Origin of the sequence: Salirhabdus salicampi (genome assembly GCF_024259515.1) — a bacterium.
Classification (GTDB): domain Bacteria; phylum Bacillota; class Bacilli; order Bacillales; family Alkalibacillaceae; genus Salirhabdus_A; species Salirhabdus_A salicampi.
In genome coordinates this window covers 20,509-43,356 of record NZ_JANBWE010000008.1, presented here as the reverse complement: position 1 = coordinate 43,356, position 22,848 = coordinate 20,509, and the positions used below count along the sequence as shown (strand labels likewise).

Annotated in this window: 21 protein-coding genes and 2 tRNA genes; 2 read left to right on the top strand and 21 right to left on the bottom strand. The window is 37.9% G+C overall.

The window, feature by feature from the left end:
* Positions 1-22 precede the first annotated feature (22 nt).
* From NLW78_RS15390 to spoIIE, 9 genes are all read right to left on the bottom strand, one after another.
* Positions 23-907 carry a peptidylprolyl isomerase gene (locus NLW78_RS15390; RefSeq protein ID WP_254498027.1) on the bottom strand — a complete coding sequence of 295 codons (885 nt, stop codon included), beginning with the start codon at positions 905-907 and terminating at the stop codon, positions 23-25.
* A gap of 20 nt (positions 908-927) precedes the next feature.
* Entirely contained in the window at positions 928-1,797 is an 870-nt protein-coding gene (gene hslO / locus NLW78_RS15385; RefSeq protein ID WP_254498026.1) for an Hsp33 family molecular chaperone HslO, read from the bottom strand.
* Positions 1,798-1,799: 2 nt separating this feature from the next.
* Complete coding sequence (locus tag NLW78_RS15380; RefSeq protein WP_254498036.1) at positions 1,800-2,585, bottom strand: type III pantothenate kinase; 786 nt, start codon at positions 2,583-2,585, stop codon at positions 1,800-1,802.
* A gap of 135 nt (positions 2,586-2,720) precedes the next feature.
* Positions 2,721-4,739 carry an ATP-dependent zinc metalloprotease FtsH gene (gene ftsH, locus NLW78_RS15375; protein WP_254498025.1) on the bottom strand — a complete coding sequence of 673 codons (2,019 nt, stop codon included), beginning with the start codon at positions 4,737-4,739 and terminating at the stop codon, positions 2,721-2,723.
* 123 nt (positions 4,740-4,862) lie between these two features.
* A complete protein-coding gene (gene hpt / locus NLW78_RS15370) occupies positions 4,863-5,408 on the bottom strand; it encodes a hypoxanthine phosphoribosyltransferase (RefSeq protein WP_254498024.1) in 546 nt (181 codons plus the stop codon).
* Positions 5,409-5,420: 12 nt separating this feature from the next.
* Positions 5,421-6,815 (bottom strand): tRNA lysidine(34) synthetase TilS, encoded by a 1,395-nt coding sequence (tilS, locus tag NLW78_RS15365; protein WP_254498023.1) that lies wholly within the window; start codon positions 6,813-6,815, stop codon positions 5,421-5,423.
* Between the two features lie 87 nt (positions 6,816-6,902).
* A complete protein-coding gene (gene prkT / locus NLW78_RS15360) occupies positions 6,903-7,865 on the bottom strand; it encodes a serine/threonine protein kinase PrkT (protein ID WP_254498022.1) in 963 nt (320 codons plus the stop codon).
* Positions 7,834-8,574, bottom strand: a complete 741-nt coding sequence (locus NLW78_RS15355) for a vWA domain-containing protein (protein ID WP_254498020.1) — start codon at positions 8,572-8,574, stop codon at positions 7,834-7,836. The genes prkT and NLW78_RS15355 overlap by 32 nt, the downstream gene beginning before the upstream one ends.
* Before the next feature lie 82 nt (positions 8,575-8,656).
* Entirely contained in the window at positions 8,657-11,095 is a 2,439-nt protein-coding gene (gene spoIIE, locus NLW78_RS15350; RefSeq protein ID WP_254498019.1) for a stage II sporulation protein E, read from the bottom strand.
* Between the two features lie 293 nt (positions 11,096-11,388).
* On the opposite strand from spoIIE, the gene NLW78_RS15345 reads away from it, so the two are divergent.
* Both NLW78_RS15345 and NLW78_RS15340 read left to right on the top strand, forming a co-directional pair.
* Positions 11,389-11,465 (top strand) — tRNA-Met (locus NLW78_RS15345).
* A gap of 9 nt (positions 11,466-11,474) precedes the next feature.
* Positions 11,475-11,546 (top strand) — tRNA-Glu (locus tag NLW78_RS15340).
* Positions 11,547-11,706: 160 nt separating this feature from the next.
* Here NLW78_RS15340 and NLW78_RS15335 read toward each other — a convergent pair.
* The 12 genes from NLW78_RS15335 to NLW78_RS15280 form a co-directional block, all read right to left on the bottom strand.
* Positions 11,707-12,093, bottom strand: a complete 387-nt coding sequence (locus NLW78_RS15335) for a S1 domain-containing RNA-binding protein (protein ID WP_254498018.1) — start codon at positions 12,091-12,093, stop codon at positions 11,707-11,709.
* A 76-nt stretch (positions 12,094-12,169) separates the two neighbouring features.
* On the bottom strand, positions 12,170-12,550 hold the full coding sequence (locus tag NLW78_RS15330) for an FtsB family cell division protein (RefSeq protein WP_254498016.1): 381 nt from the start codon (positions 12,548-12,550) through the stop codon (positions 12,170-12,172).
* 7 nt (positions 12,551-12,557) lie between these two features.
* A complete protein-coding gene (gene yabQ / locus NLW78_RS15325; RefSeq protein ID WP_254498015.1) occupies positions 12,558-13,157 on the bottom strand; it encodes a spore cortex biosynthesis protein YabQ in 600 nt (199 codons plus the stop codon).
* Complete coding sequence (yabP, locus tag NLW78_RS15320) at positions 13,154-13,453, bottom strand: sporulation protein YabP (protein WP_254498014.1); 300 nt, start codon at positions 13,451-13,453, stop codon at positions 13,154-13,156. The genes yabQ and yabP overlap by 4 nt, the downstream gene beginning before the upstream one ends.
* Before the next feature lie 75 nt (positions 13,454-13,528).
* Complete coding sequence (locus NLW78_RS15315; RefSeq protein ID WP_254498035.1) at positions 13,529-13,795, bottom strand: RNA-binding S4 domain-containing protein; 267 nt, start codon at positions 13,793-13,795, stop codon at positions 13,529-13,531.
* Between the two features lies 1 nt (position 13,796).
* Positions 13,797-15,278 (bottom strand): bifunctional methyltransferase/pyrophosphohydrolase YabN, encoded by a 1,482-nt coding sequence (gene yabN / locus NLW78_RS15310; RefSeq protein WP_254498013.1) that lies wholly within the window; start codon positions 15,276-15,278, stop codon positions 13,797-13,799.
* Positions 15,275-16,840 (bottom strand): putative polysaccharide biosynthesis protein, encoded by a 1,566-nt coding sequence (locus NLW78_RS15305; RefSeq protein WP_254498012.1) that lies wholly within the window; start codon positions 16,838-16,840, stop codon positions 15,275-15,277. The genes yabN and NLW78_RS15305 overlap by 4 nt, the downstream gene beginning before the upstream one ends.
* Positions 16,841-16,950: 110 nt before the next feature.
* Entirely contained in the window at positions 16,951-17,484 is a 534-nt protein-coding gene (gene spoVT, locus NLW78_RS15300; RefSeq protein ID WP_254498011.1) for a stage V sporulation protein T, read from the bottom strand.
* Between the two features lie 133 nt (positions 17,485-17,617).
* Positions 17,618-21,142 carry a transcription-repair coupling factor gene (gene mfd, locus NLW78_RS15295; RefSeq protein WP_254498010.1) on the bottom strand — a complete coding sequence of 1,175 codons (3,525 nt, stop codon included), beginning with the start codon at positions 21,140-21,142 and terminating at the stop codon, positions 17,618-17,620.
* A 72-nt stretch (positions 21,143-21,214) separates the two neighbouring features.
* Complete coding sequence (gene fin, locus NLW78_RS15290) at positions 21,215-21,445, bottom strand: anti-sigma-F factor Fin (protein WP_254498009.1); 231 nt, start codon at positions 21,443-21,445, stop codon at positions 21,215-21,217.
* Positions 21,446-21,503: 58 nt separating this feature from the next.
* A complete protein-coding gene (gene pth, locus NLW78_RS15285) occupies positions 21,504-22,064 on the bottom strand; it encodes an aminoacyl-tRNA hydrolase (protein ID WP_254498008.1) in 561 nt (186 codons plus the stop codon).
* Between the two features lie 109 nt (positions 22,065-22,173).
* On the bottom strand, positions 22,174-22,806 hold the full coding sequence (locus tag NLW78_RS15280; RefSeq protein ID WP_254498007.1) for a 50S ribosomal protein L25/general stress protein Ctc: 633 nt from the start codon (positions 22,804-22,806) through the stop codon (positions 22,174-22,176).
* Positions 22,807-22,848 lie beyond the last annotated feature (42 nt).

Below are 22,848 nucleotides of genomic sequence, written 5' to 3'. Positions count from 1 at the left end.
ATATTTTGAATGTAGACCAATGTTAATCGTTATAGTTCCATTCAACACCAACTTCATCCCAAAGCACTCTGGGTGACATAGGGTTGTTTCCCATCTTGTTTTTGGCAATCCGCCGACGAATCTCTCCTCTAACCTCGTTTAACGAAAAGCTAATTTCCGGCAGAGTGGTATGCAAGTATAAGATAGCGTACCTGTTCCCAGTTTGAAATGGTTCACTGTATGTATCACTTTCTAAAGAACTTGCTATATCATAATACTGTTCCGGTAAGTACAAGTTTCCGTCAGCCAAGTAACCTAGGTATCCACCTTGATCATTCGTATTGTCATCAATAGAATATTCTGCGGCTAGTGATGGAAAAGATGCACCTTCTTCTAAGTCCGTTATAACTTCATTTGCTGTAGCATAATCTTTTACTTCTATATGTGATAATTGATACGTCCTTGGGAAGGTAAGTCTGCCACGATTTTCGTTGTAATATTGCTCGATTTCTCGATCTGACACAACAACGTCTCTTGTTAATAAATCTTCCAAATAATGTTGATAACGCACCTTGTCGTCCCATATGTTGCGTTGCTCTATACGCTCCGTACTGTTTAGAAGAGTGGAAGCCGTTTCAATGACAGATACTTCTCGTTGTACCCATTTTTCGTTAAGGGATAAATTATTTTGCTCAGCAAGTTCCATCACAACTATCTCATTGATTAAGTCTTCTAAAACTTTTTGCCCATACTGATCGTGTAAAACTGTGTTTAACTTTGCAGCAGTAATCGGTTCGGTGCCGACAATTGCCGGATGTTCCTCTTCACTTACATCTTGATTACTATTCCCTTTTATAATAAATGTTACAGTTGCGATATTGGTAATAAGTAAAACGAGTACCATACCTAATAGCAAGCGTTTCGACAATGTCGGTCACCTCTCGACTGCTAACTTTTTAATTGTTCTAATTCCTCAGCAGAAAACTGATATATTTCATTACAGAAATGACATGTAGCTTCTGCTCCTTTGTCTTCATCAATCATACTTTGAATTTCTTCATTACCGAGTCCCGTAATAGCATTGGATATTCTTTCTCTTGAGCAACGACATTTAAATTCAATTGGCATCTTTTCTAATATGTTCATATCTCCGCCAGCTAGAAGTTTTTCTAATATTACTTCCGGACTATGACCTTCTCTGATTAACGTAGAGATAGGAGGGATATTTGCAATATGCTTTTCTAATCGAGAAATTGTTTCCTCAGTTGCCCCTGGCATCATTTGTATGATAAATCCACCTGCTGCCAAAATGGATAAATCAGGGTTTACAAGTACTCCAGCACCAACGGCTGATGGAACCTGCTCGGAATTTACAAAGTAATACGTAAAGTCTTCACTGATTTCTCCTGATACAATCGGTACTTGTCCTGTGAAATGATCACGCATTCCCAGGTCCTTTACAACACTAATTGTACCTTCCGTTCCTACAGCACGACGAACATCTAATTTCCCTTTTTCATTTAGGTCAAAATCAACATGTGGATTTTTTACATAGCCACGGACTTCTCCTTTAGCGTTACTATCCGCTATAATAGCCCCAATGGGTCCATTTCCTTCCACTTTAACCGTAATTTTATCTTCACCTTTTACCATTGCCCCCATCATGGCAGCTACTGTAATCGTTCTTCCTAATGCTGCAGAAGCAGTTGCCCATGTATCTTGTCTTTTACACGCTTCATTTACAGTCTCTGTTGATGTAATCGCGTATGCACGTACCGTATGATTAAAAGCGGTTGCTTTAATTAAATAGTCACTCATCATTATCTATCTCCTTTGTTATTCTCGTTGCGCTTATAAATACAATAAAGACCCTTTAGTGTAAGGTAGGGATCTACAATATCAATAGCAGGGGATTCCTTAGCTATTAATGATGCTAATCCTCCCGTTGCTACTACTTTAGGCGCTTGTTTAGCTTTCGTTTTCATTCTTGAAACAATTTCGTTTACTTGACCAACGTACCCATAATATAAGCCTGTTTGCATCGCTCCAACAGTTGAAGTTCCGACAACCTCAGATGGTTTTGTAATCTCTATTCGTGGTAACTTAGCCGCCTTAGCATATAGCGCTTCTGTAGCAATGTTAATTCCAGGAGAGATTGCTCCACCCTCATATTCTTTATCTTCATTGACAAAGCAATACGTTGTGGCAGTACCAAAATCAATAATTATTAATGGTGCCCCGTATTCTCGAATTGCTCCGACAGCATTTACAACCCGGTCCGCTCCAATTTCATGAGGATTCGGATAGGCCATCTTCAATCCTAAGTTCACGGAAGATTGACCGACAATTAACGGCTTTACATGGAAATAGATTTCGCACATGCGTTCTAATGCATACATGATTGGGGGAACTACAGAGGAGATAATCACTCCCTTAACATCGTTTATCTCTATCTCATTATGATCAAATAAACTTTTAATAAGCATCCCATATTCATCTTCTGTCTTATATCGATCAGTAGCAATTCTCCATTGATATACTAACTCATCGTTTTCAAAAACACCTAATACAGTGTTTGTATTACCTACATCTAAAACAAATATCATAGAAATCACATCGCTCTCTTCTCTTTCACTTTTACATCATATCATATTTACCAAAGATTACACACAACTGCAAGTTTCACAAACAAAAAGCTTCAGCCAACTTATTCTGGCTGAAGCTCTATCTTTAAATAATAACTATTTTTTTGGTTCATCATCATTTTTCGAATCATTATCTGTTTTCGTTTCATCAAGGTTTGGTTCGTGTTCGTCTTTTGACTTAATGTTAACCTTCACGTCACCATCATCCTTTGATTGGGCATTGCCTTTTTCTGAAACTTCAACGTTGCTTTCCTTTGGTGCATCGATAGCGGCTGTCGTTCCCTCAGGCATTTTCCCTTCTTCAAACAATGACTTAATTTGTGAAGCGTCTAATGTCTCTCTTTCGAGTAATGTTTGTGCAATCAATTCAAGTTTATCCTGGTTCTCCGTAAGAATTGTTTTAGCACGCTCGTAACACTCTTTAATGAAACGTTGTACCTCTTGATCAATATCATATGCAATTTGGTCACTATAGTTTTGTTCGTTTTGAATGTCACGGCCTAAGAATACTTGACCACCTGAGGTACTACCAAACTGTAGTGGCCCGAGTTTTTCACTCATGCCGTATTCTGTAACCATTTTTCTCGCGATACCTGTTGCTCGTTGGAAGTCATTATGGGCACCTGTACTTACTTCACCAAAAATAATCTCTTCTGCAACCCGGCCTCCGAGAAGACCCGTAATTTTATCCAATAATTCAGGTTTTGTCATAAAGTAGCGATCTTCCTTAGGTAACATCACTGCGTATCCTCCAGCTTGACCACGAGGAACAATTGTTACTTTATGAACCATATCGGCTTCATCTAATACCATACCAATGACCGTGTGACCACTTTCATGGTAGGCAACAATATTTCGCTCTTTATCGGATATAACACGACTTTTCTTCGCTGGACCAGCAATTACCCGGTCAATCGCCTCATCGACGTCGTCCATATCCACTTCTGCTTTATCCGCACGAGCCGCTACAAGCGCAGCCTCATTTAATAAGTTCTCAAGATCTGCACCAGAAAATCCAGGTGTACGTAATGCAATCGTTTTTACATCAACAGAATCACTTAACGGTTTATTCCTCGCATGTACTCTCAGGACGGCTTCACGTCCCTTTACATCTGGACGGTTAACTGTAATTTGACGGTCAAAACGTCCCGGACGCAGTAATGCAGGGTCTAATATATCAGGTCGGTTTGTTGCAGCAATGATAATAATTCCTTCATTGGCATCAAATCCGTCCATTTCAACTAACAACTGGTTTAAGGTTTGCTCACGTTCGTCATGGCCTCCACCTAAACCTGCGCCACGTTGACGACCAACCGCATCAATCTCATCAATGAAGATGATACAAGGAGCGTTTTTCTTAGCGTTTTCGAACAAGTCACGTACCCTTGATGCACCAACACCTACAAACATTTCCACAAAATCAGAACCACTAATTGTGAAGAATGGTGTTCCTGCTTCACCTGCAACTGCTCTCGCTAATAATGTTTTACCAGTACCCGGAGGTCCAACTAATAAGACACCTTTCGGGATCCGTGCTCCCAATTGTGAAAACTTACGAGGGTCTTTTAAGAAATCAACAACTTCAACAAGCTCTTGTTTCTCTTCATCCGCCCCGGCAACATCTTTAAATTTCACTTTCTTTTTCTCTTCGCTGTACATTTTCGCCTTACTCTTACCAAAATTCATTACACGGCTTCCGCCACCTTGCATTTGGTTAAGCAAGAAGAAGAATAGGATGAAGAGAATAATGAAAGGGATAATGGAAGTGAAAAACCTCACCCATCCATTGGGTTCCTCTGCTTCTTCAATGTGTAAAATAACACCTTGATCTTCAGCAATGGTTATTACGCGGTTATACACTTCATTGTTTTCCGGTATTTGTGTAAAAAACGGTGTTGTTGAATCGTCATTGACCAATTCACCCGTCACGGCGTGGGCAAAGTTTGTATATTGAATGGTCATTTCCTCGATTTGACCATTATCCAACGCGATTATGAACTCATTGTAGCTTAAGTCTTTCGTTTCTTGGTTCGGGCCCTTAAAAAGTCCAACGATTCCAATGACAACTAAAAAGATAATTAAATAAAAGATTGTATTACGAAAAACACGATTCATTGCTTACCTCCTCCCAAGCGACAAAAACTAAATTAAATACTACCATAATAAAAAGCTTCTACTCAACTAAAAGCCCTTATGAATAATGAATGGAATAAATCCAAAAAAAACGTGTTTAAAACCTTATTCTTGGCCGGAATACACCTCAGGTTTTAAGATGCCGATATACGGAAGATTACGGTACCTTTCCTGGTAATCTAAACCGTAACCAACTACAAATTCATCTGGAACTTCAAAACCAACTACGTCAGCTTCTACACCTGCTTGTCTTCCTGCTGGTTTGTCCAACAGGGTTACAATTTTAATTGAGTTTGCTTTGCGGTACTTAAAAAGGTCAACTAAATAGCTTAAAGTTAGTCCGCTATCAATTATATCTTCAATAATTAACAGGTCTCTTCCTTCTACTTTCGTATCTAAATCTTTCACAATTTTTACTTCACCAGATGATTTCATTCCGCCTCCATAACTGGAAACATCCATGAAATCCATCTCAATAAACGTATCCATGCGTTTTACTAAGTCGGCCATAAAAGGCATAGCCCCTTTTAACACGCCGATAGCCAGAGGAAATTTACCATCGTATTCTTCCGTTAATCGTGTAGCAATTTCCTCAGTCTTTGCAAGTATTTGTTCCTCAGATATTAAAACTTCCTTAATGTCGTTCTGCATTGTTGCATCCTCCTATGTATGATCATTTTGGCTTAATGTAATTCGAACCCACTTTCTAGACGCGTTGTTCTCTATAGGTTCACCTTTTTTTAAGCCGGCAACCCAAAGCACTTGATCCTCCTGATCACATACAATTGGCCACTCATCCCTTAAGTGTTTTGGTACTTTTTGATCAATAAATATATCTTTTACTTTTTTATGACCATTAAGTCCCCTTACCTTCATTTTATCTCCTTTTTTTCTCGTTCGCACAATTAATGGGAAAGTTAATGATTGTGCACCACATACAAATTGGTCATCCCCTAATTCATTAGGAAACGTTTCTTCCTCAATATATTCCAAAGTAAGTCTTGATCCATTTGGAAGTTGTACTGGCTTATGAGGATTAAGTTCAATATGATATGGTTTGAAATGGGAGTGGGAAAAACGAAATACCAATTCGTTATATGCCTTGTTAACACTTAAACCATTCGGGAAATGAAGTGTACTATTCGGCTTATCCATTTCAAGCAAAGAAAAAATGTCATCAATATGAAGAGAAGTTACGTTTTTTACCATGTTATTGTAAAGATAGTTTAATATTAGATGAAACACCCTCCTTTGTAAAGGTCGTGGATAAGTGGTAAAATGATTAATTTTCACCTTAGCCTCTTTCGGATTAGACGAAAATTCAACAACATCCGTCATAACCTTCTTTGCTTCCTCTAACAGAAAACGTTCATCTTCTTGTTTTGATAGACTGACCTGTAATAAATTTTCACTTATGGAAGGGTTTAGGTCCTTCAAAAACGGAAGTACGGTTTTCCTTATTGCATTTCTCGTGTATGTTGTTTCTTCATTTGATTCATCTCGCCTTGGAACAATGTCGTTTTCGACACAATAATGTTCAATTTCATCTTTTTCCAGGCATAACAGTGGGCGGATGATCCAACCGTTAGCAAACGTTCTTTTCACTGGAATTCCCTTAGGACTCATCCCTCTGCCTAATTGCATAAACATTGTCTCCACTAAATCATCACCATGGTGACCCATAGCAAGCTTTGGTAATTCGCTTTTCTCCATCATTTGTTGAAAAAACGCATAACGTAATTCCCTAGCTGCTAACTGTGTACCCTTCTTCATTTGTTCCTTATAAGAAGCAACGTCTAAACTCGTTCCTTTAAAAGGAATATCCCATTGATTACACATCGCTTCTACATACTGCAAATCATCTTTCGAACTTTGACCACGTAATTGATGATCAATGGATAACACAATAATATGTAATGAGTACTGTTGTTTAATCGTTGTTAACCAATGTAACAATGCCATTGAGTCAGGTCCACCTGACACAGCTACAAAAATTGTATCCCCTTTTTCGATTAATGTATGCTTTTGAGCGAATCGTAGAACTTTATCTTTCAGCATTAGGGACACCCCGATTTCTCTATCACCTTTAACCTATATCCTACCATGATTTAAAGGGGTACTCAAAATGATAATAACGATATTATTTTACTGTAACAGAACAAATATCATGTAGAAAATAAACATAATAATCCCGATTCCGGTAGTTTCCATAAATCTTAACTTAAGATCACTTCTGTTTCCGTTTGTCACATTTGTTCCAACTGAATTGTTTACGGGTATTTTTTGCTCTTTTCTTTTCTTTCTAGAGAGTAATAAACGTGAAATATCGTCTTTCATTTCTTTTCCAGATGTATATTTCCCTAGTAGTGCTTTTTCCAAACAAGAAGAATATAATCTCAGTCCCGGTGCTCGATTGATATAATAACGCAAGGTTCTTAATGGGTCTTTCCCTTTTAAGAAGTAATTAGGATAAAAAATTTGAATCACAACCATAGCTAATGCAAATAAATCATAACTAGGGTCGGCCTTGCGACTCCCAAGCCCCCAGTATCCTCGATCATAAAATTCTGTATATTCTTTAACAGCTCTTCCGATTTTCGTCGTGCCACCTACATCTATCCACCTTAATCGAGGAGGAGATTGGGTGACAATTAAATTTTCCCTTTTTAAGTCTCCAAAAATCCAACCTTCACGATGTAAACGATCGAGGTCATCCAATATTTGTAATAATAATATTCCAATCCACTCATAACCCCGCTTTTTCAGAAACGTATTTAAACCTGTACCGTCTAAATACTCCATAACGTAAAACGAAATTTGCTTTCCATTTCTCAACTGCCAATCATCTACATCTAACAAAGAAGGCCCAAGGCGTTTTCCCTGGACCTTCTGTAAAGCCTTTAACACATTAACCTCTGTCGTTATGGAGGCTTGTTGTTCACTCATCTTAATCGCTACTAGCTGATTTTCCTTTTTTGCTAGAAATACTGTTCCAATAGCCCCATAACCTAATGTTTTTACAACCTCGTAATGATTATGATGCCACTTCCCACTTACGGTTGTACCAGGGCGAACTTTAAGACCCTGACTCTTCAATGAATTCTTCATCTTGCGGACTCCATTCTTTCAATCGTGGTACTACCTTAAAACGGTTCATAACTGCTTTAAGTGCTGGGCCAGTTGGTGTAATACCTCCACTTGTTAGCTTTGGAAAAATGGATGCAATCTTTTTCATATCAGGTGTCCAAGACATAACTTCGGTTACATCTTGTTTTTTTCCTGGAAAGGTGTAAATGGAAAAACGATTTTTTCCAGTTCGGGCGCCCATACTTAGTGACAAGTCTTCTAATGACTCTCTAACCGTCGGTAACTTATCACTCATACTTGCACTTGTATCTACTAATACGAGTACTTCTAAATCGCTTGTCTCTCCTAAATCCTCGACGACTTCCATCACTTCCCCACGTTTCTCTGGAGGTAGGTCTTCCATTGTTTGTTTATCACCTAATATTTGTTTCAGCTCTTGATTTACAACACCTTGAAGCGTTTGCGTCATGGCTTGCTTGGTTACCATTTGTACAGTTTGCGGCAACGTTTCAGCATAAACAATTCGACTCACTCCACCACCCGCTGAAGCAATTTCTTCTACTTCTTTTAGTCCTTCTGGATCCTCAGAATGGTCATCATCTAATATGCCAATTACATTTACTGTAATACCTTGTTGATAGATTAATTCACTTACGGCTACTGGATCTTCTCCTTGGTTGGAACATCCGTCCGTAATTAAGAGAATTTGTTTAAGCGTACCTTTTTTCATTAATACCCCTCCTTATGAACCTATCACCATTGTTGCCGATTTGCCTGGCTCTTATACCTTTTTCATAGAATCGATATGAAATCTATTGGGCCTTATGAACAGCAAAGGACGCCCATGGAGGGTTATGATTTTCTATTTTAGCTACTAAAACCGTCATATCGTCATCGATATCACCTGATTTTGTCCGAATCACCTCTTCTAAAATTAAATCAGCGATATCCTGCGGATCTTCAGTTTCAATTTCCTTTATTTTACGTTTCATCCAAACATCTACATTTTCAATATGCTTCGGACCTTCAAATATACCATCACTCATCATAATGAGTAAGTCATTCGCCTTTAATGTATCACTAACGACGTCTACATCAAATTCTTGTATTATACCTATTGGTAGATTACTTGCTTCTACTTTATTGATTTGTTCCCCGCGTTTAATAAAACTTGGCGTAGACCCGATTTTCAAAAATTTTACTCCTCCGTTTTGTGTATCAACCACTGCTAAATCTAACGTGGAAAATACTTCATCCGTTGTGCGTAGCGATAATATCGAATTAATGGATTTTATCGCTACCTTTTCGTCAATTCCCGACTGTAAAATTTGTTGTAATAAATTTAGCGTTTCGGTACTCTCCATATACGCTCTTTCCCCGTTACCCATACCATCACTTATAGCTAAAGCATACTTTCCACTACCTAACTCTTTTACTAAATAACTATCTCCCGATATAAATCCGCCACCTTTTGCAGCGTGTGCTACGCCTGTTTTTACAATGTATTGATGCGCAGAAGCAAAAGAGAAATATCCATACCCATTCGGAAATGGTGATACCTCTTCATTTTTGACAACAATTGTCTCATCCAAGATATCCGACAGAACAGGAGCAATGATCTTTTGTGCTTCCCCATGGTAATCATACAATGATAGATTCATTTCAATGTCTACATTTCCAGCTTCTAAGCTATAGATGTCTAGTTGCTCAATCTCAAACCCTAATTCCTGCAAGGCTTGTATGATATCCATTTCTTGTTGTTCATGAATCTCCCGTTCCTTCACAATTTCTTTCGCGAAATCTTCCATCACTTCAGAAACACCTTTTAATTGTTCAGCTACAAATCGTCTGCTTTCTTTCACTTGCATTTTTAATCGTTGGTTCGCTTTGTAGTATGACAACTCATAATTCATCGTGTCGAACATTTTTTTCGATTTTACACAATATTTCTCAAAGTCCCGAATCACTTTTTTCCGATGATTCACTTCCCCTGTTTCCATTTCTTCCATAACATTTTTCATGTAATCATACGTTTGATCAAATTGTTTCACCCAACATCTTTCTTTCATGAAGCAGGACTGACAAGTTTTTTCAGTAACATTGCTTAAAAAATAATCTGTTTCCCGATTGTCTTCTTTCTCTATATGTAAAGCATCTACCTTTGTAAAGCTTTTCGATAATGCCTGGAACATATCGGAAAACTGCTCTACTCGATTTGCTGTTACATCTCGAACTTTTTGTAAATATTGTTCTTGTTCCATGGAATGTTCACTTGTTCCCGGAATATATCTGGCAATTTTCCTTATCCACTTTTCTGGTGTAATGAGGAAAAGCGCAACTGCTAATGTCGATTCAATTAACGTCTCCCGAAATAAGGACCCGCCTTCTCCATATATACCAATTAAAACTGTGGCTACCATAAGTCCTAGTCCTACTCCAATTTTCTTTCCATCTTTTAGCAAGCCGCCTAACAAACCCGCAAAAGCTAATAAACTCATTTGATGTAAGCTTGCAACATCTGCCAAACTTAACACTAGTCCTGTAACAACACCAACTGTTGAACCTATAGCGGCACCTGCAACGAATGCCAACCATAATACAAAGTACCGTGATAACACTTGCTCCATTGAAGCATCTAGGAAGACCCAACCAATGGTCCCAGTTAAAATCGATGCCAACAAGATAATCATACAAACGATTTCTTCATTTTTTAACTCTTTTCTCACTTTATTAGGTGATATTAACGGAACACTTTGCATAAAAATTAAAACGAGGACAACGCTTAGTCCTGATTCAACGATTGTAAAAATCCATTGGTAAGGCTCTATCGTCCCTAAGTACATATAGCCGGTTAAACGGGGCGTTAAGCAAGCGATAAAAACATATATAGGGATCATTTTTTGTTGCCTTTTAATATGACTAAATAAAGCCGAAAGAATACAAAAAATTAAAATTGCACTCAATTGAAAGGTTGTATGTGACCATGAAACGGTCATGGCTCCGGCAAGTACAGCCAATCCTGCTTTGTGAAATAACTTTCTTCTGAGTACCCAAATAGATGCAAAGAAAGCTATAGCAAATGGAGAAACGGATGTTAAGATGATTGCTCGTCCAAGAAGAAAACCCGCAATAAACACCATCCACCCTTTATCCATCAATAACTTTCTCGTTCGATCTTTTATCACTCTTTTCGAAGCTAAAAAAGAATAGGGTAAAGTTTTCGAATGACTCTTTGGATATGACTCCATCATTGCCTCTCACTCCTTCTATGTTTTATTGAAGCATAGATAGAGTATGTAATTTGTCAAAACAAGTGGACGAACGATAAAAAGTGTTCGACGGATTTCTAACTATGAACAGTTATTTTTACAATTCACAATGATATGATTCGATAAAAGAACGGGAGGATGTCAAAATTGAAAACATTCTCCCGTTCTTTGCTTACATCATTTGTAATAAAAAATAAAATTCTTTCGCAAAAAATGTTGACACTTATGACATCCTGTTATATTATATTTCTTGTGACTTTCAACAAATACAACGTGGCGGTGTAGCTCAGCTGGCGAGAGCGTACGGTTCATACCCGTGAGGTCGGGGGTTCGATCCCCTCCGCCGCTACCATTTTATGTTGGCCCGTTGGTCAAGTGGTTAAGACACCGCCCTTTCACGGCGGTAACACGGGTTCGAATCCCGTACGGGTCACTTAACTTAACCTTGTCCTGTCCGCACCTTATGGTGTGGGCTTTTTTATTATTATCGCATTTTTTGTAGTTATAAAAAGAAGGCATCCTCAACGGATACCTTCTTTTTTTCTATATATTTGAATTTTTTACGAATGGTCATCCTGCGAATAGACAGCAAGTTATCCCTTCCGTGCGCCTCGACCTCCACGCTTGGACTCTGTTTGTTTCCTTAAGGACGCTAAACGGTCCTCGCTTTCCTTTAGGAAGCGATTCATTTTTTGTTCGAAAGATTCCCCACGCTTTTTTGGGCGTTGGTTTTTTTTCTGAACGTTTTCTTTTGCTTTTTTAATGGAAAGTCCAATTTTTCCATCTTTCTCTACATTAATAACCTTGACTTCGACTTGGTCACCGACTGTTAAGTGTTCATTAATGTCTTTTACATATTTATCTGCTACTTCACTAATGTGGACTAATCCTGTAGATCCCTCGGGTAATTCTACAAAAGCCCCAAAATTCGTGATGCCGGTTACCTTGCCTTGCAACTTGCTGCCTACTTCAACTGACATAAAAAAAATGCTCCTCCTTAAAATTATTAAAAAAGATTATATACTTATATATTATATATAAGGCTTCAAAAAAGTGTCAATAAGACGTCTCTTCATCTGGTACTTTGAAGATAATTTCTCCTTCTTTTGAAAGAAAATAATCTTTTCGGGCAATCTGTAAAACGTAGTCGGTATCCTTCAACAGTTCGATTTCCTCAGTTAATTTTTTCTCTTCTGATTGAAGTTTATCCATTTCTGCTTGCAGATTTTCATAAATTTCCTTTTTTTCTTCATATAATGCTCTTTGTTTCATATGGTATGAAGTTAATGACCAAAAAACAGCAATGAGGATAATCGCAAAAAAGGTTAACCGGCGAAACAATCTTTTTTTCTTTTTTAACTGCCGCTCCTTATATGCATGATGTTCTTTTACGTAGCTTGAGTTAATTTTGGTTACCCGTTTTTGCTGAGATTCCATCCTCCGATTACCTCCTTTTTTGCAACATTGACTTGTACCATTTTTGAACCATATATATCATTTTACTACAATATTGCCATAAGGAAAGAATATATTTTTTTATTATCTTTGGGACCATACCCCAAAGTAGTTTCCCTAAAACTTGAATTGGTCTTTTTATTAAACGCCATGGAAGGATAATTAACCATATGACCACTCCCCACAAAAGAAGGAGGATAGATTTCAAAACCATTAGCATCCAACGTAACGGGGCAAAAATAAAGGTATTACACAATTGTTTACAAAAACGATAAATTGTAGCGGCCCAACGAATACTGATTTCTAGTATTTTTAAAAATGTTGTTCGAAACATAGATTGATAAGCTGCATATCCACATATTACCGCCAGCAATATATAAAATCGTATTTCTCCGTAATTCACTAAATATAAAATGTAGAAAAGTATTAATCCTTGAAGGACCCAAAACAGTCCTTCGTTTATATATCGAAAAATTTGCTGATATCTTTTCCGGTTGTAGAAGCGATAAAATGTCTCAACAGCCATTCCTAAGTAAAAACCGCTACCAATCATCGTAACGATGGTGACAAATTGTACGGTTAAACTCATTTAAAGAGCTTGCTAAAGAATCCTTTAGCTTTCTCTCCTTGATGATCATCTATATAGGAGATTTCGTATATTCGCCCCTTAATGGATACTATTCCTTGCTCTACATCTAAATTTTTCATATGCAAGTTTTCTCCTCGTATGACCAAGTACCCCATCGATGTTTGCATTAAAAACTCTTCATTGTCAAAACTATCAACTTCTTTTACACCGGAGATTTCTAAGCTTCTTCGATTAACCATCTTTATACGATGTTCTTGTTCCCGTTGTGACGAATTTAAATTTGACTCATAGTTCATAGTCCGCCCCTCCTTTATCATTACAAATTTATGAAAAAAGGGACAAGACTAGAACATATATTTGAAAAAAGTTGTCTATGATTCTTGTTTCACTTGTTCTTCCTTTAATACTTTATATAAAGTAGATGCCTCTTCTTTTTTGACCGTCTCCGTTATTCTTTGAATACTTATCGTAATCCATTTTTGACCTAAACGGATTGTAAGCTCATCGCCTACTGATACTTTTGTCGATGCCTTAGCGGGGTTACCGTTAATTTGTATTCGCCCTTGTTCCGCTACTTCTTTTGCCATTGTGCGCCGCTTAATTAAACGGGAAATCTTTAAAAATTTATCGAGTCGCATACTAGCCATCACTCTTTCTCAAGAATTCTTTTGCTTTTTCCCAATAACGATTCAGCTCTATCAGACTCAATTTTTGAAACTCAAGTCCTTCTTTTTGAATTTCGTTTTCCATATAACTGAATCTTCTCTCAAACTTTCTGTTTGTCTGTTGCAGGGCTATTTCCGGGTTTATTTTATAATAACGAGCAACATTGACAAGTGCAAAGAAAATATCTCCTAATTCAATCTCTGCATCGTGTGTATCTTTATTCGTGACAGCATCTTTAAATTCCTCTATCTCCTCGGTGATTTTTTCGAACATAGGATCCGCCTCGTCCCAATCAAAGCCTACCTTCCCAGCTTTCTTTTGAAGTTCATAAGCATACAACAGGGCAGGGAACGACCTCGGGATTCCTTCTAGAAAGGATCTGGACTTCTCCCCACCCTTTTCCTGTTGTTTTATCTTCTCCCAATTTGCCATTACTTCATCTGTTGTAACATTGGACTGATCTTGAAAGACATGTGGATGGCGACGTATCATTTTCTCTGTAACCGAACGTATAATATCGTCTACCGAAAAGTAGCCTACATCCTCTCCAATTTGACCATGAAGCATAACTTGTAGTAAAACATCACCGAGTTCCTCTATTAAAGCTTCGTCATCTTCATCATCAATTGCTTCTACCACTTCATATGCCTCTTCTATTAAATATTGTCGCAAGCTTTCATGAGTTTGTTGGCGATCCCAAGGGCAACCATTCGGCCCCCTTAAGCGGGCTACTACATTACGGAGCACATCAAATTGGTGATGTAACGCATTCACATCTGCCGGTGGTACATACACTGATATTAAGTTGTTTAGTGAAACTTCCCTATCAAGTTCATACAGAGGCAACTTTTTTACCCATTCTTCTTCACTTCCGGCTGCATGAACAACGAACACTTCATAATCGTCAGGCAAATCTTCCATTAACGTTAACTTTACCTCCGAAGCGACATGCTGGTCGTATACTTGGCAAAAGATTACGTGGGATTGATACTGAACGTTTCCACGGTTAAAGGAAGTTGCATCAAGGAATTGAAAACCTTCTATTGGATCAATTTGCAATGTAGTGAATAAATCATCTAAATAGCTTTGGCCCCCAATAACACGAACAGACAGATCGTTACGTTCCCTTTCTTCTTTTAGCAGCAATTGTACCGTCTTCTCTGCAAGCATAGGATGACCTGGAACTGCATACACAATACTCTCTGATTTATGTTCTAGTTCTTTTAACAGTTGTAGAACAATCTGTTCATATACATCTTCAAATTGATCCCTCTGTTCATAAATATAATCAAAAGATTGATATGAAATGTCTTCTTTCTTAAGTGATTGTATAACAGGGTGCTTTTCTGTACGTAAATACAGGTTGTTTGTCTTTACTAACTCTCGATAGAGTCCTAATGGTAATTGCTCTATGTCACCAGCACCTAGTCCTATTACGTTTATCTGTTTACTCATCTTCTCTTCCTCCTAAACAAACCTCGAACAGGAAAAGAGGCCATTTCCCGTTTCGTGAACACCCCATAATTCCATAGGGATAAACTGTATGTAGTGATACCAACAACAATCGTAATGAACGTTGTCCCTAAATAGTTTAAACGTGTTTCAGGTTCAAACAGGTCGTGTAATAAAGCTTGAATAACAAGAACAACTACGGTCATAGTCAATAACGAGAGCCCAAACGGAACCCAACGTATGACATGGGCGAAATGCAATTTTAACTGCTGCTTTATGTAGATATAAAAACATACGCACAGCACTATTAAAGCAATAACAGTGGCTATTGCCCCGCCCAACAAACCAATATATGGGATAAGTGCTAAATTAAAAAGAAATTTAATAACGATACATCCAGAAAAAATGATGAATTGTCGATACAAAATCCCCAGTTCTTGTAAAATGACAGACAGGGTCATTGCAACGGAAGCAAAAAAGATGGTTAGCGAATACACTTGAAGTGCCAATGTTCCTTTATTCGTCTCAAACAAAAGAATATTAACCGCTGGAAAAACTAATATTAGTCCAATTGATGCAGCGGATGCTAACATAATCGTATATTTAAGAGCTGTTTTTATATTTCCCATCCATTCCTTTGTCGCTTCATGTCTAGACAATGCTGGAACTAAAGACAGGGATAACGACAAGCTAAAAACGACACCAAGCTGAACGAGGGGTTGACCTCTATCGAATACACCTTTTGCCTCTTTTGCATCCTCAAAACTTAACCCGTATTGCTGGAGATTCGGTATAAATGTAAAAACATCAACCATTTGCAATAATATGAGAAGTAAATAGTTTAAACTAAAAATAAGGCTTGTACTAAACAATACTTTTCCAATTGAAACATAGGAATACGCGTTAACGTTTCCTGCCTCTGCCTTCTTACTACGCTTGCGTATGAGCAAACTGACTATACATAAAAAGAAAAAAGCCACAATGGCCCCAAATGTAGAGGATAATGCAGCACCTGCCCCAACGTCATACAAGCTTTTCCCATGTTGGAGAAGTATATGTGTGATAACTAAAATCCCTATAACGCGAACGAGTTGTTCCAACGTTTGAGAGAAAGCAGATGGTCGCATATCTTCTCTTGCTTGAAACATACCGCGAAGGAAAGCAGTAAAGGGTAAAAGTAAGTACATGAACGCAGAAAAACGAATAGGTTTAACCATCTGCGAATCGCCCATTAGGCTAGCAAAAAAACTCGCTCCGAAATATATGACGGAGAAGGAAAAAGCACCAAACAACAACAGAATAAGAAATAAAGGATTTAATTTTAATTTATTTAAATATGTATACCGATCATCATTCAAAATTTTGGATATAGCTGCAGGAAAACCATATATAGATAAAATCCAAGCAAGTGTTAAAAACGGATACACTTGTTGATATATATAAAAGCCGGTATCACCTGTTAAATTTTGAAGGGGTACGCGGTAACTAGCACTTAATAATTTACTTATCATGCCGGCCACCATCAAGATAACGGCTCCTGATAAAAACGTCTTCTTCTGTTTCATAGCGGACTCCTTATGTACAGCATCATCGACCATTATAGCATAGGAACCCTGCAGAAAGATAAAGTTTGAAAGGCTGCCTCCCCTATTAGGTGACAGCCTTTCGTTCTCCGTTAATCCATTTGTCTCGCTAAAAATCCGGCTGCTGTTTCTACTGCCTTTTTCTCGGCATCATCCATATTTTTATCGTTAGAAATCATAATGACACAACCGACAGGGTCACCGTTTGCCACGATCGGTGCCATTACATATGAGGAGAACGTTTCTTCCCTACCGTCTGTAACTTCAATTGTTTGTTCATTTTTCTCCATTTTAACGGTACGTTCATCCATTGTTTTTTCAATTTGCGTACTAATTTTTTTATTTAAAAATTCCTTTTTTCGTCCCCCAGCCACAGCAATAAATTCATCACGATCTGAAATAAGCACTGTATGACCTAATGAATCAAACAAGGCATCCGCATATTCTTTCGCAAAATCCCCTAGTTCATTAATTGGTGAATATTTTTTAAGTATAACCTCGCCTTCTCGGTCTACAAATATTTCTAGAGGATCTCCTTCACGAATACGCAACGTTCTGCGAATCTCTTTTGGAACAACAACCCTTCCTAAATCATCGATGCGACGAACAATTCCTGTTGCCTTCATATCCTTAAATCCTCGCTTTCTTTGTTGTTGTTTCTCGATGGTCCTTTTTCCTTTAAATGAAACCACCATCTAGTAAAGTTAGTATCTGACAACTTGACCAAAGTATACATCAACACAGATAAATTTAAGGAGTTTAGGCATTTTTTGTATTTTCTAACTTAGCAAGGAACGTTTCAAGTACATCATATCTTTGGCTGTGATTTCTCCGATCAAACTGGAACGTAATCTTCAACTGATTGTTTTCCGTGCCAAGTCGTACGATTCGATGATAATCTTCTGTAATTTGAAACAGTTTTTCTCCATCAATCCTTTTACTTTCACTTTCCTCCATGAGAAGTTCAATCTTCTTATTTTGCTCATTAATCGATTCGATTTTTTCTCTTTTAGCATAAATTTTGATACGTGAAACCTTCAGTAAGTTTTCAACCTCTTCTGGATAATTCCCAAAACGGTCTAACAATTCCTCTTTGATGTCATAGATTTCGTCCATCTTTTGTACTGCTTGGAATCGTTTGTACATATCAATCTTCTGCTTTTCATCTTTTATATAAAAGGAAGGAATATATGCATCAATATCTAAATTCATTTCCACTTGGAATGGTTTAACCTCTTCATAATCTTTCCCTTGTTTTTTTGCTTCAATTGCATCGGTTAACATTTGGGAATACATATCAAAACCAACGGAATCAATAAATCCATGTTGTTCTGCACCTAATATATTCCCCGCACCTCTAATAGATAAATCACGCATAGCAATTTTAAATCCAGAGCCGAGTTCGGTAAATTCCTTGATTGCTTGCAATCGCTTTTCGGCAACCTCGGTTAATACTTTATCCTTTTGGTACGTAAAGTAAGCATAAGCCACTCGGTTGGAACGCCCAACACGCCCGCGCAGTTGATACAACTGACTAAGTCCCATTTTATCTGCATCATAAACAATTAACGTATTTACATTCGGAATATCTACACCGGTTTCGATGATCGTTGTGCTTACTAGCACGTCAGATTGGCCTTCTAAAAAATCAAACATAACACTTTCCAACTGTGCTTCACTCATTTGGCCGTGAGCATAGGTAACCCTTGCTCCTTCCACTAACTGATCAATTTCTCCTGCCACTCGCTCAATGTTCTCGACCCGATTATATAAGAAGAAGACTTGACCACCTCGAGCTAACTCACGTTCAATTGCTTCCCGAATGAAAATGGGGTTGTACTCTAACACATATGTCTGGATTGGAAACCTGTTTTCCGGTGGTGTTTCAATTACGGACAAATCCCGAACACCGAGCATTGACATATGTAACGTTCTCGGAATTGGAGTCGCCGTTAGTGTCAGTACATCAACATTCGTTTTTAACTGCTTAATTTTTTCTTTATGTTTTACCCCAAAACGTTGTTCTTCATCTACGATTAATAGTCCTAAGTCTTTAAATTTCACGTCGGAAGATAATACTCGATGCGTTCCGATAACAACATCAACTAAACCCTTTTCCAAGTTCTCCAACGTTTCTTTTTGTTGTTTTCTCGTTCGAAAGCGGCTCAATAGACCTACGTTTAATCCAAATTCCTTAAAACGTTCTATAAACGTTTCATAGTGCTGTTGAGCTAAGATTGTTGTTGGCACAAGAACCGCTACTTGCTTCTCATCCATTACCGCTTTGAATGCAGCACGTATAGCAACTTCTGTTTTTCCGTAACCAACGTCCCCACATAATAACCGATCCATTGGTTGAGGGCGTTCCATATCATGTTTAATCTCTTCAATACAACGAATTTGATCCTCCGTTTCTTGATAAGGAAAGGCTGCTTCAAACTCCCTTTGCATTTCAGTGTCTTTGGAGTATTGATGACCTCTTGCGGCCTCACGTTCCGCATACAGTTTAATTAAATCTTCGGCGATATCCTCTACTGATGACTGAACACGTCGTTTTACCTTCTTCCACTCACTGCCACCTAGCTTATAGATTTTCGGCTCTTTTCCTTCAGATCCTACATATTTTTGTACTAAGTCTATTTGGTCAATTGGGACAAATAATTTGTCATCGCCAGAGTAATTAATAAGCATATAGTCTTTATGAACACCATTCATTTCCAGCGTCTCTATGCCAATATACTTACCAATACCATGATTTGCGTGTACAACATAGTCACCAACTTTTAATTCTTGGTAACTTTTAATTCTTTCCGCATTGGATATTTTTTGTTTTCGTTTTGGACGCTTCGCCTTTTTATTAAACAGTTCAGCTTCCGTCAAAACAGCAATTCGATACATCGGCATTTCAAAACCACTACTAATACTTCCTTTGATGATAGAAGGAACAGTTACAGGTAGTTGTACATCGCCCGACTTTATATCTGATTCCATGCCGTAATCTTCTAACACAGCCTGTATCTTTTCCATTCGTTTTCTCGTTGGTGCTACAATTAGTACTGAAAATCCACCTGTTTTCCAACGATCTAATTCATTCTTTAATAAATTCATTTGCCCATGGAACTGTTGCATTACCCGAGATGAAAAATTGACGATATTCTCCGGTTGAGTATTCGGTATATGACGCAAAAACACAGATAAATATAACTTCGAATGTTGCATTTTATCTTGTAATTGATGCCAATCAAATGACATTGACATATCTCTTACAACTTTTTGTTGTTCTAATAGGCTTTGAATCCATTCCCCTTCTTCTCGATCCAACTGTTGGACTGTTTCTTGAATTCGACTCATCTCATCAAAGACAATTAGACCATCTTTAGGGAGATAGTCTACTAAACTAGCAGGTTCTTCATAAAATAAGGAAATGTATTTGTACATTTCGGTAAAACGCTCACCGCTTTGTAAGCGGTCGATATCATGTTCTATATTCTCCAAAAATAATTCCCGTAATGATTTATCCGTAGTTTTTTTGACTGTTTGTTGTAACAAGTTTTCTAATTGATGAACACCTTTTGTTACATCCTCCTCAGTTAGTAACATCTCTTCTGCCGGACCCACAACAACCCTATTAAGTTCATCCAATGAGCGTTGATTATTTGAATCAAAATAACGTATAGATTCTACTTCTTCATCAAACATTTCAATCCTAACAGGGTTTTCCTCCGTCAAAGGATAGATATCAATTATGCCTCCACGCATACTAAAATCACCAGGAGACATGACCATATCTTCCCGCTTGTATCCTAGCTCTACTAATGTTTGTAAATAATCTTCATATGGAATTTCCGTTCCTACCTCAAACGATAACTGTGCCTCCCTCCATCTGCTAGGAGGCGGCAATATCCGCTTACATGCAGCGATAGGGGCGATAAAGATTCCATTCCCTTCTTTCACCCAGCGATTAAGGGAATCTATCCGCTGACTTCGCATTTCGGGACTAGCAGTAGCGATTTCTGAAGCCATTAGTTCATTTACGGGATACAAGTAAACAGGTGCGTCTGAGCTTAATTCCAAAAGGTCTTCATATAATTTCTGTGCCTGTGTTAATTGGTGAGTAATAATAAATAGAGGTTTATGTAATGATTGCTGTAATAGAGAAATGAGCACACTTCTAGCTGCACCAGTTAAACCAGCCACAAGTTGTTCCTGCATGCCTGACGCATAGCCCGTTACGATTGTTTCTATATCTTCCTGTTCTAATAAATAATTCTTTAATCCTTGCAACGAATACTCCCCCAATCTTCCTACCTCAATGCAAAAACGCTTTGGTAAAACTACCAAAGCTTTGTTTTTCAGTTACTGTAAAAAATTGTCTAACTCATGATACTCTGGATTTCGGTTTAACGCTTCATGGCAATGTTCACAAATCGTCTTAATCTCAATATCTCCATTTCCATTATACTCAACCATTTCTAAACGTTCTTCATTTGTTAATCTATCTAATCCTAACTGTTGTTCTTCTACAACAGGTTCTTGAATTTCACCGACGGTGTTACCACAGTAACGGCAACTGTAGACAACGGCCATGTAAACCCTCCTCGAACAATACTTATTACAAGTTTGTCCGAGCAGTTTCATTCTTATACTACGAATTAAAATCATTCATCACTTCTAAAAACGATTTATGCAACCAATGCTCACAGGCATCTGCACTCCGTTGAATACTTTCTTTTACTTGCGGCATTTGTTCATCGGAAAATTTCCCTAGTACATAATTCGGTACAGGCATCGGTGTTTCTGGCCTTCCAATTCCAACCCGCACCCTATTAAATTGTTTCGTATTTAATTGATCAATGATGTTACGTATGCCATTGTGTCCTCCATGTCCCCCTTTTTGCCGCAGACGAATTTTGCCTGGGGGCAAATCAAGGTCATCATAAATGACAACAATATCAACTACATCTAAATCGTAAAACTCCATGAGTGGTCGAACTGCTTCTCCTGATAAATTCATATAAGTCATCGGTTTCACTAAAATAACTTTTTCTCCATTTAGTTGTTCGATAGCATAATGGGCGTGAAACTTTGTTTTATTTAATTCCCAGCCGTGCCGTTTCGCAAGTTCATCAATTACCATAAAACCAATATTATGTCTTGTCTGTTCATATTTAGCCCCTGGATTACCAAGTCCAATAATACATTTCATTTTATGTCAATCCCTCTTTCTTAATGACATTTCTACACTTCTTTATATTTTACCGAAAATTGGCCCGAAAAGAAAATGGAAGACGCAACCATTCGGTTGCGTCTTCGTATTATCCTTCATCGTTATTCTCGTTGCCCGCTCCTGATTCTTCAGCAGGTGCTTCTGCTCCTTCTTCCCCTTCCTCTTCAACCTTTTCGTTTTGAGGAGGTAAAACCGTAACAATTGTTGTTTCTGCATCGTCTAGTATTTCATACCCTTGGTCTGGCTTAATGTCTCCTACTGTAATGCTGTCACCAATTTCAAGACTGCTTATATCAATCGTAATTTCATCGGGTATCTTGTTTGGCTTTGCTCGTACATGCAACTGGTGAAGTGTTTGTTGTAGTACACCTCCGCCAGACGTAGTATCTCCTTTTAGATTGATGGCTACTTCTACATCTACATCAGAAGACATATCTACTTGATAAAAATCAGCATGAAGAAGTTCATCTTTGATGGAATCTTGTTGATAGTCGTAAAGCATGACATCAAGGGGCTTTTTTCCTTCTACTTTAAGAGAAAATACTGCATTCTTCCCTTCATCACGTACTGTCTTTAACAATTCAATTGTGTTAACAGCTAATGTTGAAGGTTCCTTCCCTTTACCATATACCACAGCTGGTATTAAGCCTTGGAGTCGTAATTCTCTAGTTGCAGAGCGTGTTAAGTCCTTTCTTTCTGTTGCTTTAATGGTTGCTACCATAAACTATCACCCTCCATTTGATTTCACAAAGATTAGTTTTCC